This is a genomic window from Stenotrophomonas sp. SAU14A_NAIMI4_5, assembly GCF_003086795.1.
Taxonomy (GTDB): domain Bacteria; phylum Pseudomonadota; class Gammaproteobacteria; order Xanthomonadales; family Xanthomonadaceae; genus Stenotrophomonas.
Genome location: NZ_CP026003.1, coordinates 2,010,828 through 2,024,539, shown reverse-complemented (window position 1 = coordinate 2,024,539; position 13,712 = coordinate 2,010,828). Strand labels below are relative to the sequence as shown.

Genomic DNA, 13,712 nt, shown 5'->3' with positions numbered 1-13,712 from the left:
CCTCGGGTTACAGGGTCTTGGCCAGAAAATCGGCCGTGCGTTGCTGGCGTGGGCGCTCGAACAGCGCCTCGGGGCTGCCCTGCTCGATCACCCGCCCCTGGTCCATCATCACCACGGTGTCGGCCACGCGCCGGGCGAAGCTCAGTTCGTGGGTGACGATCACAAGGGTGGTGCCGGAGCTGGCCAGCTCCTCGATCACGCTCAGTACTTCGGCCACCAGTTCCGGGTCCAGCGCCGAGGTCGGCTCGTCAAACAGCAGCACCTTCGGCTGCAGCGCCAGTGCACGGGCAATGGCAATGCGCTGCTGCTGGCCACCAGACAGCTGCCGCGGGAAGGCATCGGCCTTGTCGGCCAGGCCGACACGCTGCAGCAGGTCGCGCGCCTGCTGTTCAGCCTGCGCACGCGGCAGGCCACGCACGGCGATCGGCGCCTCGATGATGTTTTCCAGCGCGGTCAGGTGCGGGAACAGGTTGAAGCCCTGGAACACCATGCCGACCTCGGCACGTCGGCGGCGGATCTCGCGCTCGGGCAGCTCGTACAGCGTGTCCCCGTCGCGGCGGTAGCCGATCAGCTGCCCGCCCACGGTCACATAGCCACCGTCGGCGCGCTCGAGATGGTTGATCAACCGCAGCAGGGTCGACTTGCCCGCGCCCGAAGGACCAATCAGCACGGTCACGCTGCCGGCGCGCAGCTCAAGGTTCACATCCTCCAGCACCGTCTGTTCGCCGAACACCTTGCCGACACCGTGCAGCGCCACCGCGGCGCCCTGCCCGGGCTCGACCTGGGCCGCGACACGCGGTCGGCTGGCCACGCGCGGTTCCCCCTGCGCTGCGGGCCTTACCGGTGAGGACACCCGCGAGATGCTGCGCTCGCGCTGCAGCTGGCCACGCGCGAAACGCTGCTCCACCCGCCGCTGCAGCAGCGACAGCACGGTGAGAATGACCAGGTACCAGACCGTGGCCACCATCAGCAGCGGCACCACCTCCAGGTTGCGCCGGTAGATCACCTGCACGGTGTAGAACAGCTCCGGCAGTGCCAGCACGTAGACCACCGAGGTGCTCTTGGCCAGCCCGATCACATCGTTGAAGGCCGCCGGCAGGATCGAGCGCATTGCCTGCGGCAGGATGATGCGGCGTACCTGGCGACCGCGCGGCAGGCCCAGCGCCGCGGCGGCTTCGTACTGCCCATGGTCGACCGAGAGGATACCGCCACGGATCACTTCGGCCGAGAACGCCGCCTGGTTCAACGTCAGGCCCAGCACCGCCGCGGTGAACACACCGATCAGCTGCGTGGTCGGGTACGAGAACAGGCTGATGCCGGTGAACGGCACGCCCAGTTCGATGGTGCTGTAGAGGTAGCCGAGGTTGTTCAGCAGCAGCAACAGCACCAGCAACGGAATCGAACGGAACAGCCACACGTACCCCCATGACACCGCCGACAGCAGCGGCGAGCCGGAGACGCGGGCCAAGGCCAGCAGCGTGCCGAGCGCGAAGCCCAGGCCGGTGCCCAGCGCGGTCAGCAGCAGGGTGCGGCCCAGCCCTTCCAGCACCGGGCGCGCGAAGAACCATTCGGCAAACGTGCCCCAGCCCCAGCGCGGGTTGCCCAGCACCGACTGCAGCCCGATCAGGATCAGCGCCAGCGCGAGGACCGTACCGACGGTCTGCAGCGGATGCCGCGCCGGTACGATCTTCAAGGCGGGCGCGGGCACGTTTGCTGGGCGCGCGGCGATGCCCTCCAGCGCGGTGGACGGCGTGCTCATGCATGGGCTCCGTGCAGCAGTGCAGCACTGGCCGCCGGCAACGGCGCCGACGCGTGCAGGTGTTTCTCGAATGGCAGATGGGCGATGGACGCCGGGTCCGCCTGCAGATCGAACAGCGCGGTGTAGCCATGGCTGAGGTACAGGCCCACCGCCTCGGGCTGGCGGAAGCCAGTGGTCAGGAACACGCGGCGATAGCCCTGGCGTGCGGCTTGGTCTTCCAGCTCCTGCAGCACGCGACGGGCAATGCCCTGGCGGCGCAGACCGGGCAGCGTCCAGATCCGCTTGAACTCGGCGGTGTCCGCGTCGCGGTGCGGCATGAAGGCGCCGCCGGAGATGGCGACGCCATCGCGCAGCAGAAGCACGAAGGCCCCCACCGGTGCGGCAAACGCCTGCGCCGGGTAGCGCTGCAGCTCCTCGCGTGCACTCCCGCCGACGCGTCCGCGCACATCGGCGTAGCGCCTGTCGTACTCCTGCTCCAGGCCATCGAACAGCGGCCGCGCCAGTGGATCATCCACCGAGGTGTAAAGGAAGCGCTCGTTGTCGAACTGCACGCTCATGCCGCGTCCTCCACCAGATAATGCTCGGCCAGGCGCGCCCACAGGCTGGCCGCCGGGGCGATGGCTGCGTCGTTGAACACGTAGCGCGGGCTGTGCAGCGGCGCGCTGTCGCCGTTGCCGACGAAGACAAAACTGCCGGGCCGCGCCTGCAGCAGGAAGGCGAAGTCCTCGCTGGCCGTACGCGGCGCGAACGCCCGCACCACCTGCGCCTCACCAAAGCCCTGCCGCGCGACCTCGCGGATGTAGGCGGTCTCCTGCGGATGATTGATGACGCTGGGGAAGCCGCGCGGGAATTCGATCTCGGCACGCGCACCAAACGCAGCGGCGGTCTGCTCGGCAATGTCGGTGACCCGGCGGCGCAGGGTGTCGCGCACTTCCGGCAGGTAGGCGCGCACGGTCAGCTTCAGCTCCACCACGTCGGGAATCACGTTGGCCGCCTGCCCGCCGTGGATCGAGCCCACGGTGACCACGCCCATCTGCCGCGGGTCCACGTTGCGCGAGACCACGCTCTGCAGCGCAGTGATGATGTGCGCGGCCACCAGGATCGGGTCGACGCTGCCCTGCGGCTCTGCGCCATGGCCGCCCTTGCCGATCACCTTCAGCCGCGCCCAGTCCACCGATGCCATCGCCGGCCCATCGACGAAGCCGAAGTGCCCCACCGGCACGCCCGGCCAGTTGTGCAGGCCGTAGATGGCATCCACCGGGAAGCGCTCGAACAGGCCGTCCTCGATCATCTTCGAGGCACCCGAACCGGTCTCTTCGGCCGGCTGGAACACAAGCTGCAGGGTGCCATCGATGCGCCCGTGATGGGCCAGGTAGTGCGCCGCCGAAAGCAGGATGGCGGTGTGGCCATCATGCCCGCAGGCGTGCATCAGGCCTTCGTTCTGGCTGGCATAGGCCAGGCCGGACGCCTCCTGGATCGGCAGTGCGTCGATGTCCGCGCGCAGGCCCAGCCGGCGACTGCCCTGCCCACGCTGCAGCGTGCCCACCACGCCAGTGCCACCGACGCCCGTGGTCACCGCATAGCCCCACTCCTGCAGCAGCTCGGCCACGCGGGCGCTGGTGCGATGTTCCTCGAACGCCAGTTCGGGGTGGCGGTGCAGATCGTGGCGCAGGGCGATGGCTTCTTCGGCGCGTGCTGCGATCTGCGGCAGCACACCGATCGTTTCATCGTGTCGGCGGGCGTGGCCCGGGGCGACCGGCAGTTCTCCGCTCATCGTCCTACCCCACCTTCCGCGCCGGCTCGGCGTCGGTCGCATGGCGGCTGGCCTTGCGCGGCAGGCCCAGATGGTCGCGCAGGGTCTGCCCCTGCAGCTCGCGCTGGTGGTAGCCACGCGCCTGAAGAATCGGCAGCACCAGCTTCACGAAATCATCCAGGCCCTCGCGCTGCGCGGCAAAACCCAGGATGAAGCCATCGCTGGCACCGGCATCGAACCAGCGGATCAGTTCGTCGGCCACGTGCTGCGGCGTGCCGATGAAGTTCGGCCGCGGGCTGACCGCCTGCAGCGCCACCTGGCGCAGGGTCAGGCCCTGCTCGCGGGCGTCCTGCTTGATGCGGTCGGTGGTGGAGCGGAACGAGTTGCTGCCGATGTCGCCCAGCTCAGGGAACGGCGCATCCGGGTCGTACTGGCTGAAATCATGGTGGTCGAAGAAGCGCCCCAGATAGGCCAGCGCATCGTCCAGGCTGGCCAGCGCGGCAATGGCCTGGTACTTGGCCTCGGCCTCGGCCGCCGTATGACCAACGATGGGGCCGATGCCGGGGAAGATCTTCACGTCGTTGCCGCTGCGGCCATGGGCGATGGCCGAATTCTTCACCTTCTGGGTAAACGCACGCGTCTCTTCCAGCGAAGGCGAATGGGTGAACACCGCATCGGCGTACTTGCCGGCCAGCGCGATGCCATCATCGGACGAACCTGCCTGGAAGATCACCGGCTGCCCCTGCGGCGAGCGCTGGATGTTCAACGGGCCTTCCACCTGGAAGAACTTTCCCTTGTGGTCCAGGCGGCGGAATTTCTCCGGCGCGAAGAAGGTGCCGCTGTCGCGCTCACGCACGAAGGCATCGTCATCCCACGAATCCCACAGGCCCTGCACCACGTCCAGGTACTCATCGGCAATCTGGTAGCGCAGCGCATGCTCCGGGTGCGGGCGGCCGTAGTTGCGGCCCGAGCCTTCCAGTGGCGAGGTCACCACGTTCCAGCCGGCGCGGCCACCGCTTAGCAGATCCAGGGAGGCGAACTGGCGGGCGACGGTGAACGGATCGCTGTACGAGGTCGACAGCGTGCCGGCGAGGCCGATCTTCTTCGTCGCGGTCGCCAGCGCGGACAGCAGCGAAATCGGCTCGAAGCGGTTGAGGAAGTGCGGGATCGACTTCTCGTTGATGTACAGGCCATCGGCAACGAAGCCGAAGGCGATGCCGTTGTCCTCGGCGGTGCGCGCGATGTCGATGTAGAACTGCAGGTTGACGCTGGCGTCGGTCGGGTTCGAGGGATGCTTCCAGGCATGCATGTGGCTGCCGGGGCCCTGCAGCATGATGCCGAACGGAATGTGGCGCGGAGGGGTGCTCATGGGGGTCGCTCCTGCAGGTCAGGCCACCGCCGCGCGCGGCGCGGGCGACAGCAGTTCAAGGGATGTCAGGCGGGCATCCAGGTCGGTCACGGGGGTGTCGAGGATGAATTCACCCACCCCAAAGCGCCGGTGCAGTGCGTCCAGTTCGCCCCGCACGTGCGCGGCATCACCGGACAGCACGCTGGGACGGGTTTCCTCGATGCGGAAATCGCTCACCCCGACCTGCCGCGCGTACTCGGCGGCGGCTTCCGGGCTGGGCAGGTTCACCGTCTGACCCGGGCCGAGGTGCAGCTTGTAGACGCGCAGTGCACCGATGTGGCGTGCGGCGGCTTCGCTCGTGGGCGCAGCGAAGGCGACGGTGGCCAGCAGCGGCGGCTGTGCAGACACCGCGCGATAGGCCTCGAACGCCGCTTCGATATGGGCTGGATCGCCATCGAAGTGCGCGGCATAGACGAAGCGCCAGCCGAGCTCGGCCGCCTGTCGCGCGCTCTGCGGGCTGGCGCCCAGCAGGAAGCGTTCGGGTGCACTGTGTGGCACAGGCCGCGCCTGCGCGTCTTCCTGCGTGCCGGACAGATAGCCTTCCAGATCACGCAGCTGCTGGGCGAAGTCGGCGAAGGCCGGTCGACCCGCGGCCAAAGCTGCGGTCGAGGCCGGCAGCCCACCGGGGGCCTTGCCCACGCCCAGATCCACGCGGCCCGGCGCCAGCGCTGCCAGCAGGTTGAAGTTTTCGGCCACCTTGTACGGTGCGTAGTGGCGCAGCATCACCCCGCCGCTGCCGATGCGGATGCGCCGGGTCTGCGCCAGCACCCACGCCGCCAGCACTTCCGGCGCCGGGCTGGCGAGGGTCGGTGCGGCATGGTGTTCGGCGAACCAGTAGCGGTGGTAGCCGAGTTGTTCGGCACGCTGCGCCAGCTGCAGGCTGTTGCGCAGTGCCTGCTCGGGCGTGCCACCGTCGGCCACCGGGCTCTTGTCCAATACGCTGATCAGGTAGCTCATGCGCGCGTCCTCGCTCAGGGATGGGCCACGGGAATGCCGAGCAACCCGTTCAGGGCAGCCAGGATGGGTTCGGCACCGGACACGTACTGGCGCTCGTGGTGGGCACCGTTGGCGTGTTCGCTGTGCACGCCCTGCGGCAGCACCAGCTTGGGCAGCGACTGGTCCTGTTCGCCGATCTCGGCAATCACTTCGCGGCGCGGCCGTGCAAAGCCGATCCGGCGCACGTCCAGGTGTGCATCCAGGCCATCGATGCTCGACAGCGCGCCTTCCAGCAGCAGGCTGTGGCGGCAGAAGAAACGCTGCCCGGGCAGCTGGCCGTCCTCGAACTCGCGGTCCAGCAGGAACAGGATGGGTTTGGGGGTTGCGTCTACAGCCACGGGGTCGTCCTCATCAGGTCCGGCACCGCAGTGCCGCTTCGTCTTCGATGCTAGAGAAGGCCGGCGCTGCATCTGCGCCATCGCGCGACAATCGGCGGTCAGATCCGGCCACGCAGATGCGCCTTGGCCATAAGCAAAGCGCCGCCGGTTATGCCGCGCGCTCGCCGCTTACGCGATACGCCGCAATGGCGCGGGTGCAGCGACCGCCTGCACCGCCAGGTGTCCAGCGGCACGATCGGCCGCCAGCGCGATGCGCGCCTGCAGCGCCGCGCTGTTGATTTGCGCGCCATCGAAGTCGGCCGGCGTGGCATACACCCCGATCGGCAGCGTGTACGCCTGCAGGAAACTGAACAACGGGCGCAGCTGGTGGTCGATCACCAGTGCATGGCGCTCGCTGCCACCGGTGGCGGCCAGCAGCACCGGCGTGTCCACCAGCGCCTCCAGCTCGATGAAATCCACCAGGTGCTTGAACAGCCCCGGGTAGGAACCGCGATACACCGGCGTGGCCACCACCAGCAGATCCGCCGATTCCACGGTGGCCAGTGCCTGCTCAACGGCCGGTTCTACCTCGGCACGCGTCAGCGACTGCCCCAGCGAGCGCGCGATCGGCGCCAGCTCCACCAACGTCACGCTGGCATGCAGGCGCTCCTGCAGCGCGTCCAGCAGGTGTCGCACCAGCAGCAGCGTCCGCGACGTCGCCGAACTCGACGGCGAACCAATCAATGCAACCACGTTCAATGCAGATGACATGCAATGCTCCTTTCAATCAAAACCGGAAATTGACCCGCCCGTACCAGAACGCACCCACGGTGCTCAGCACATCGCCGGTATCCCAGGTGGTTTCGATGCTGGCCACGTCGCTGGCGCTGCGCGCGTACTCGGGCACCTTGCGGGTGCGCTTGTCGAACAGGTTGTTGATGCCCAGCGTCGCGCTCCAGCCGCCGCCCAGCTCGACGCCGCCGGACAGATTGGTCACCAGCACCGGCGGCTGCTTGTACTCCACGCCGTTGTTCAGGCGCTTGATCGGGCCGTAGTAGGTGAAGTCCAGGTTCGAGCGCCAGCGCCCGTTCTGCCAGCCCAGGCCCGCCACCTGCGTGTAGCTGGGCGTGCGGAAGCGCAGTGCGTATTCGCTGGATTTCGTCAGCAGGTTGATGTTCGGCAGGCCCTGCAGCGCGGCAGGAATGTCGCTGACCTTCTGGATGGTGGTACGGCCGACGTTGGCCGCGTAGGTCCAGCGCAGCTTGCCCCACGCGGTGTCCTGGTTCGCTTCGAGGGTCAGCTCCACGCCGCGCGTACCGGTATTGCCGACGTTGGTGAAGTAGCTGGCATAGAACGCATCGCCGGGCAGGATGCTGATGCCGGCCGTGCCCAGCAGCGCATCGATGGTGCTCTTCTGCGCCGCGGTCAGCACCGTGCCGCTGTTGTCGGTGATGTTGGCCGGGTCCTGCGCGTTGTAGCCGATCTGGCTGGACTGGCCCAGCTGCCCACGGATGTCGATCTGGTAAGCGTCCACCGCCAGATGGAAGGCCGGGCTCGGGTCCCAGGTGACGCCCAGGCTGTAGTTGGTGGCCTTCTCCGGCTTCAGCGGCGTCGCACCGAGCGCAACGGCCGCCGGCGATGACACCTGTGCCACCAGCGTGGTGCCGCACGGGCAGCTGCCGGTGGCCTGGTAGAACTGTGCCCCCAGGCTCGGCGCATGGAAGCCGTTGCTGACCGTCGCGCGCACGCCCAGCGCATCGGTGAAATCAAACCGCGTGGTCAGGCGCCCGGTCGACACACTGCCGAAGTCCGAATGGTCTTCCCAGCGCGCGGCTGCATCCAGGTACCAGCGCGAGGTGATGTTGCTGGCCGCGCCCACGTACACCGCCTTGCTGTTGCGCGTGGCCTTCACCGCATCGGCGGTGGAGTAGCCGACGAAGGCGGCGGCACCGAATCCGGTGTACGACTCCCACTGCCCTGCCCCGCGCTCGTACTGTTCATGCTGGTACTCGGCACCGGCACTCACCTCCAGCGGCGAGGCCAGCGCGGCGACGTCGAAGCCACGACGCAGGTCGAGGTTCGCGATGCCCTGCTGGTAATCCAGCTTGCCGTCATAGAAGTCGGTGGGCGAGCCCGGGTACGGCAGCGAGAAGTTGGCCGAGTTGCGCGTGTAGGTGCGCACCGTGCTGCGGTTGCCGGTCAGGCTGGCGTCGTAATCCCAGCCCGCCAACTGTCCCTTCACCCCGGCACTGCCGGTGTACTGCTTCTCCTTGGTCTCCAGGACCGGCAGGAAGCCGTCGGGCCAGACGCTCAGCACGCTCGGTGCCTTGTAGGTGGTGAAGATCGTCGCTGGCAGGCGGAAGTTCTGGATGGCCTGCGCGCTGCGGTCACTGGCGGTCGCCGTGGCGTAGAACTGGGCGTTCTCGCCCAGGCCGTGGCCGGCGTTCAGTGCAAAGGACTTCAGCGAATACGACGGCGAACTGAGGATGGTATTGGCTTCTGCATCGCGCGTGGCCTCGGCCGGGTTCGGCGTGGCACCGGCGGGAAGCTGGTTGTTCGGCCGCAGCGCGACCAGATTGCCGTCGGCATCCACTGCCGGATAGCTCAGGTAGCCATCGATGTAGCGCCGCGTGCGGATGGCGTGGTGCTGGCGGGTGGTTTCGCCAGACAGGTTGACGAAGCCATCCTCCCCCCACGGCAGGCCGACGTTCGCGCGCACGCTGGTACGCGTGCCGTCGCCGTCGATGCTCTGCCCGCTTTCCACCGAAACATCGCCACCCTGCGCCTGCGACTTCAGGATGACGTTGACCACGCCGGTGATGGCATCGGAGCCGTAGATGGCCGAGGCGCCATCGCGCAGCACTTCGACATGGTCAATGGCCGCCACCGGAATCAGCGCGAGGTCGGCCCAGGCGTGGCCGGGATAGCCGCCACCGTTCGCACCGCTGACATAGGCGCTGGCATTGCGGCGTTTGCCGTTCACCAGCACCAGCGTGTAGCCCGGCGACAGGTTGCGCAGCTGGTAACCGCGGATCAGGCTTTCCTGGTCGCTCTGGTAGCCGCCGATCTGGCTCAGTGACGGCAGGCTGCGCTGCAGCGCTTCCAGCAGGTTGGCCTGGCCGGTGGCGGCCAGGTCTTCGGCGGAGATCACGTCGATGGGCGTGGAACTGTTCTTGACCGTGCGCGTACTGGAGCGTGAGCCGGTGACCACCACTGCATCCAGGGTGGACGCGGCGAGGTTGGCCGAGGTTGCCGTGGCCGCACTGGCAGGCGCATCGGCGTCCGCGTCGGCGGCATGGGCGGTGGTGGCGGCCAGCGCGGCCGCGATCAGGACAGCAAGGGTATTCAGGACAGGCGAATGGGCGGCAGGCATGGGGGCTCGTGGGGGTGGGCCGGAGACACACCTCCATTCAAAGACCCGAGCCGGCGACGCAACAGCCGATATCGCGTCACCCAACCGTCATATCCGGCCAGCCACATGACCGCTGGTAATGACCTTACGCAAGGGGTGATGCCAGGGGTCAGATCCCTTCCATATACCCCGCTGGCATCTGCACATGCCCGCACGCCACTGCGCGCACCGCAGCCGCCTCGGTAGCATCAAGCCATGAGCATCGACCCGACCGCGCCCACCGTCGCCATCGTGGCCTGCCACGGCCAGGGGCTGTTCGAGTTCGGCTGCGCGGTCGGCCTGTTCGCGCCCATCCGCCCGGAACTGGGCGTGGCCTGGTATCGCACCCAGCTCTGCGCCGGCGAACCCGGTGCACTGCGCATGCTCGGCAGCGCCCAGGTGCAGCTGCCCTACTCGCTCGCTGCCATCGACGACGCCGACATCATCGTCATCCCCGGCTGGCGCGAGCCCAGCGAACGCCCACCGCAGGCGCTGCTGGACGCGCTCATCCGCGCCCATGCGCGTGGCGCACGCATCACCTCCATCTGCTCGGGGGCCTTCGTGCTGGCCTGGGCCGGCCTGCTCGATGGCCGCCAGGCCACCACGCACTGGCGGCTCACCGAAGCGCTGGCGCGCGACTTCCCGCGCATCCACGTGCGCGAGGATGTGCTGTACGTCGACACCGGCGACATCATCACCTCGGCTGGCTCGGCAACCGGCATGGACATGATGCTACACATGGTCCGCAAGGATTACGGCGCGCGCGTGGCCAACCTGGTGGCCGAGCGCCTGGTGCTGGCACCGTGGCGCGATGCCGAGCGAAGCCAGCGGGTCAGCCGGGCCATTCCCAACGGCGAACCCACGCGGCTGGCCAAGCTGATGGAATGGATGCGCCACAACCTGCGCGAGGCGCATTCACTGGGCAGCCTGGCCGAGCAGGCCGCGTTGAGCCAGCGCACCCTGCAGCGGCAGTTCCTCGAAGCCACCGGCCTGTCACCCATCGACTGGCTCATCCGCGAGCGCGTGGCGTTTGCCCGCGAACTGCTGGAATCCACCGACCGCCCGCTGCAGTGGGTAGCCGAACAGGCCGGCTTCGGCTCGCAGGAATCGTTCCGCCGGCATTTCCGCGGGCTGGTCGATGCCAGCCCGACGGAATACCGCAACCTGCATCGCGGTGCGCTCAGTGCGGATCGGCTGGTGGGGTGCTGATCATCCCGGCGCGTTCCAGCTCGGCCGCGACAGCCACTTTCAGGCGCTCGGTGATCGCATCCTCCAGCCGCTCACCCAGCCCCTTCACCGTGTCATCGTAGTAGATGCGATGGATGGTGAATGCCGCAGCACTGGCAACAATTGGCGACACCGATGCGATATCAACGATCAGGCCGCCATGCGCAACGTTGATCTGTTGCGGATGCCCACCCTCGATACGCCTTTCCGTGTACAGCTTGCGGGGATAGGTATCGTAGTGGCATGAATCCTGCCAGATGCCAGCGTCACCCGTGAGCGCGGCACAGGCTGCTTCACAGGCGTTGTGCAGGACACCGACGCGTTCACTGGCCGACAGCGCCATGTAGCCACGATGCTTCACCGCGAGGCCTTCGGCGATGCGCCAGACATCATGTCTGGGGTACGAACGCCGCTCGGCAAAGCGCTTGGCCAGTTGGCTGACCGCCTCGTCCGGTGCAGCCAGGAACAGATGCAACGAGCCCCAGAACAGCGAGTCATCCAGCACCAGGGTGTGCTCGAGGTTGCCCGGTTCGCGGAAGAAGTGCACCAACGGATGGGTGTCGCTCAAGCCGGCCTTCTCTGGAGCGTCCTCACCGATCAGTTCGAACACCCGCACCATCAGCCTCGAGAACATGTGCTCGAACCCACGTGTACGGTGATGCAGGTACAGGGTGGGATAGAGCTGGAACACGGTCACCATGAACTGCTCGATCGAGATGAACGCCTTGCTGTCGACGTAGAAGAACTGGCCGGACGAACGCGTCCCCAGGCGCAGGTGATCCACCAGCCAGTCGAGATCGATGCCGCCGGAGGACACGCCAGCGAAGTACGGATCGCGCTTTGCGTAGTCGAGGCGATCGGCATCCAGCTGGCTGGAGACGATGGACGTGTAGATGCAGTCCGGGTCCTGCTTCTCGATCATCGCAGCCACTTCCTCGGCGAAGCCATCACCGCCGATGCGCTCCAGCACCTGCGCCACGGAGGTCTCGGTCACGATGCGGCGGCTCAGCTTCTCGTGGTTGACCGCGTCCTTGAACTGCTCACCTACCTCGGGGTGGGTCTCGATGAACTTCTCCATCGCGTGCTCGAATGCATGGCTGAACATGCCATGGCCTACGTCGTGCAGCAGCGCTGCCGCCAGGCAGGCCTTGCCCTTGCGTGACCAGTCATCACCGCGGCCCTTTGGCTCCACCACCGACAGCAGACGCTTGGCAACGCCATACACCCCCAGCGAATGGGCAAACCTTGAGTGCGTGGCCGAGGGAAACACGTGGTCGGAGAACCCCAGCTGCTTCACCCGCCGCAGCCGCTGGAAGTACGGGTCCGACAGCAGGTTCTTCAGTTCCAGCTCGGCCGCGCCTTCAAACTTCACCGCCCCGTGGATGGGGTCCTTGATGGTCTTGCTCGTATCCACAGTCACCTCGTCGTTCTCTGGTTCATTGTCGGCGCATCGCCAGCGGTCCGGAAAGGCAGCCTTGCCGGATCCGAGCGGGCCACGTCGTGGTCGAAATCGTTCCTCCCATAGTCCCGCGGGTAATACGAAAACTGCTTGAGCCGGAAATACTGGTCTGCATCCATGTAGCGGCGCGACAGCTGCAGACTCAAGTGTTCGGCATCGGTGGCATCGATCTCGTGGCTTGGATGGATACGGCTGATGCCGGTCTCCTGCGCGCTGCCCGCATCGATGGTGCGCGCGCCCAGTTCAACCAGCTCGTGCAGAAACGGGTCGGCCGTCTTCGGTGGCCCGTACGCCACCACCGGGCCCACCGACACACCGGCGATGCAACCGGCATGCTCATCCAGCCACTGCTGCGTCTCGCCCAGGGTCCTGGCCGTTTCGCCGCCATAGATCAGCACGTTCACCTTGGCCTGCACGCCCTCACGCGCGCAGGCGTTCAGCAGCCGCGAGGCGCGGTCCAGGTAGCGGTCGGGAAACCGCGACTTGTTCATCGCCACGATCTGCTGCGGCGAAGCAGTCTCCAAACCGAGGTCCAGGACCTTCATCCCCGCCGCGGCCAGCGCCGCGATGGTGTCCTCGGTCAGCGCGTCCACCCGGCTCTCGGTCCGCCACGCAATCTGCAGGGTGTCGCGCTGCACGCACTCGGCCAGCGCTTCGGCCCAGCGTGAGGTGGGCACGAACATCGAGGCCTGCAGGTAGGGCCGGATCTCGCCGCCGGCGTACTGCGCCTGTACGGCCTTCATCGTCGTCCACAACCGTTCGGCCGGGCCCAGCTTGTCCACGGGGATGTCACGTTCCTCGCAGAAGCCGCAGCCCATGCCGCACCCGCGCGACGCCTCCACGCTGGGCTGGTAACGCAGGTAGCCGTCCACCAGCGGGTGCTGCAAGGGCCGGTCGGGCCGCGGCACGCGCGGTCGGCCCATCTCCGGCAGGCCGGTCAGCAGCGCCTCGATGTACGGCTCGGCCAGCCCTGGCACGAACACCTCGGCCTCGGGCAATTTGCCGCGCAGCCACTCCGGGTCGGGGCCCACCACCCAGCGCCCGCCGACGACGATGCGGCAATCGGGCAGCGCGCGCCGGATCAGCGTGCAGAACGTGCGCGCCCACGGCAGCGCATGAAAGCTGGGCAGGGACAGCATCAGCGGATACACCGAGGGCAGCCGGCCCGATTGCAGCAGCGCTGCAACGACACTCTCGGGCGTCTCATGTTCACCGTGCACGACAGAAGTGTCGTATCCGGCCAGAGACAAGGTCGTCGCCAGCGAAAGCGCGCCGTAGTTCAAATACAGCTGCCGCCGCGCCAGCGCATGGTCGCGCTTCTTTGGCGAGGACATGCCTGCCGATACGAACACCACTGCCTCGGAGTGCTTCATGCCATGCTCAAAACCGTCGTTAATGATTT

11 protein-coding genes are annotated in these 13,712 nt (G+C 67.4%); 1 reads left to right on the top strand and 10 read right to left on the bottom strand.

The window, feature by feature from the left end; translation table 11 throughout:
- Positions 1-7 precede the first annotated feature (7 nt).
- The 8 genes from C1925_RS21445 to C1925_RS09545 all read right to left on the bottom strand — a co-directional run bounded on the left by C1925_RS21445 (position 8) and on the right by C1925_RS09545 (position 9,606).
- Entirely contained in the window at positions 8-1,759 is a 1,752-nt protein-coding gene (locus C1925_RS21445; protein WP_108768667.1) for an amino acid ABC transporter permease/ATP-binding protein, read from the bottom strand.
- Complete coding sequence (locus tag C1925_RS09575) at positions 1,756-2,316, bottom strand: GNAT family N-acetyltransferase (protein WP_108768666.1); 561 nt, start codon at positions 2,314-2,316, stop codon at positions 1,756-1,758. The genes C1925_RS21445 and C1925_RS09575 overlap by 4 nt, the downstream gene beginning before the upstream one ends.
- Positions 2,313-3,533, bottom strand: a complete 1,221-nt coding sequence (locus C1925_RS09570; RefSeq protein ID WP_108768665.1) for a M20 aminoacylase family protein — start codon at positions 3,531-3,533, stop codon at positions 2,313-2,315. Before C1925_RS09570 ends, C1925_RS09575 begins: the two co-directional genes overlap by 4 nt.
- Positions 3,534-3,537: 4 nt before the next feature.
- On the bottom strand, positions 3,538-4,881 hold the full coding sequence (locus tag C1925_RS09565) for an LLM class flavin-dependent oxidoreductase (RefSeq protein ID WP_108768664.1): 1,344 nt from the start codon (positions 4,879-4,881) through the stop codon (positions 3,538-3,540).
- An 18-nt stretch (positions 4,882-4,899) separates the two neighbouring features.
- Positions 4,900-5,877 (bottom strand): LLM class flavin-dependent oxidoreductase, encoded by a 978-nt coding sequence (locus tag C1925_RS09560; protein ID WP_108768663.1) that lies wholly within the window; start codon positions 5,875-5,877, stop codon positions 4,900-4,902.
- Between the two features lie 14 nt (positions 5,878-5,891).
- Positions 5,892-6,254 carry a DUF3088 family protein gene (locus C1925_RS09555; protein WP_108768662.1) on the bottom strand — a complete coding sequence of 121 codons (363 nt, stop codon included), beginning with the start codon at positions 6,252-6,254 and terminating at the stop codon, positions 5,892-5,894.
- A 168-nt stretch (positions 6,255-6,422) separates the two neighbouring features.
- Positions 6,423-7,004 (bottom strand): FMN reductase, encoded by a 582-nt coding sequence (gene msuE, locus C1925_RS09550; protein ID WP_108768661.1) that lies wholly within the window; start codon positions 7,002-7,004, stop codon positions 6,423-6,425.
- A gap of 16 nt (positions 7,005-7,020) precedes the next feature.
- A complete protein-coding gene (locus C1925_RS09545) occupies positions 7,021-9,606 on the bottom strand; it encodes a TonB-dependent receptor (RefSeq protein WP_108768660.1) in 2,586 nt (861 codons plus the stop codon).
- 234 nt (positions 9,607-9,840) lie between these two features.
- Between C1925_RS09545 and C1925_RS09540 the strand changes: the two genes are divergently transcribed.
- Positions 9,841-10,833 (top strand): helix-turn-helix domain-containing protein, encoded by a 993-nt coding sequence (locus C1925_RS09540; protein WP_108768659.1) that lies wholly within the window; start codon positions 9,841-9,843, stop codon positions 10,831-10,833.
- On the opposite strand, the gene C1925_RS09535 is transcribed toward C1925_RS09540, so the two are convergent.
- Complete coding sequence (locus tag C1925_RS09535) at positions 10,805-12,271, bottom strand: HD domain-containing protein (protein ID WP_108768658.1); 1,467 nt, start codon at positions 12,269-12,271, stop codon at positions 10,805-10,807. The genes C1925_RS09540 and C1925_RS09535 overlap by 29 nt on opposite strands.
- A complete protein-coding gene (locus C1925_RS09530) occupies positions 12,268-13,683 on the bottom strand; it encodes a radical SAM protein (protein ID WP_108768657.1) in 1,416 nt (471 codons plus the stop codon). Before C1925_RS09530 ends, C1925_RS09535 begins: the two co-directional genes overlap by 4 nt.
- Positions 13,684-13,712 lie beyond the last annotated feature (29 nt).

What these genes read in the sequence shown, in the direction of transcription:
- C1925_RS21445 (WP_108768667.1), bottom strand. Translation starts at nt 1,759, where the DNA reads ATGAGCACGCCGTCCACCGCGCTGGAGGGCATCGCCGCGCGCCCAGCA.
- C1925_RS09570 (WP_108768665.1), bottom strand. Translation starts at nt 3,533, where the DNA reads ATGAGCGGAGAACTGCCGGTCGCCCCGGGCCACGCCCGCCGACACGAT.
- C1925_RS09530 (WP_108768657.1), bottom strand. Translation starts at nt 13,683, where the DNA reads ATGAAGCACTCCGAGGCAGTGGTGTTCGTATCGGCAGGCATGTCCTCG.
- C1925_RS09565 (WP_108768664.1), bottom strand. Translation starts at nt 4,881, where the DNA reads ATGAGCACCCCTCCGCGCCACATTCCGTTCGGCATCATGCTGCAGGGC.
- C1925_RS09540 (WP_108768659.1), top strand. Translation starts at nt 9,841, where the DNA reads ATGAGCATCGACCCGACCGCGCCCACCGTCGCCATCGTGGCCTGCCAC.
- msuE (WP_108768661.1), bottom strand. Translation starts at nt 7,004, where the DNA reads ATGTCATCTGCATTGAACGTGGTTGCATTGATTGGTTCGCCGTCGAGT.
- C1925_RS09545 (WP_108768660.1), bottom strand. Translation starts at nt 9,606, where the DNA reads ATGCCTGCCGCCCATTCGCCTGTCCTGAATACCCTTGCTGTCCTGATC.
- C1925_RS09575 (WP_108768666.1), bottom strand. Translation starts at nt 2,316, where the DNA reads ATGAGCGTGCAGTTCGACAACGAGCGCTTCCTTTACACCTCGGTGGAT.
- C1925_RS09560 (WP_108768663.1), bottom strand. Translation starts at nt 5,877, where the DNA reads ATGAGCTACCTGATCAGCGTATTGGACAAGAGCCCGGTGGCCGACGGT.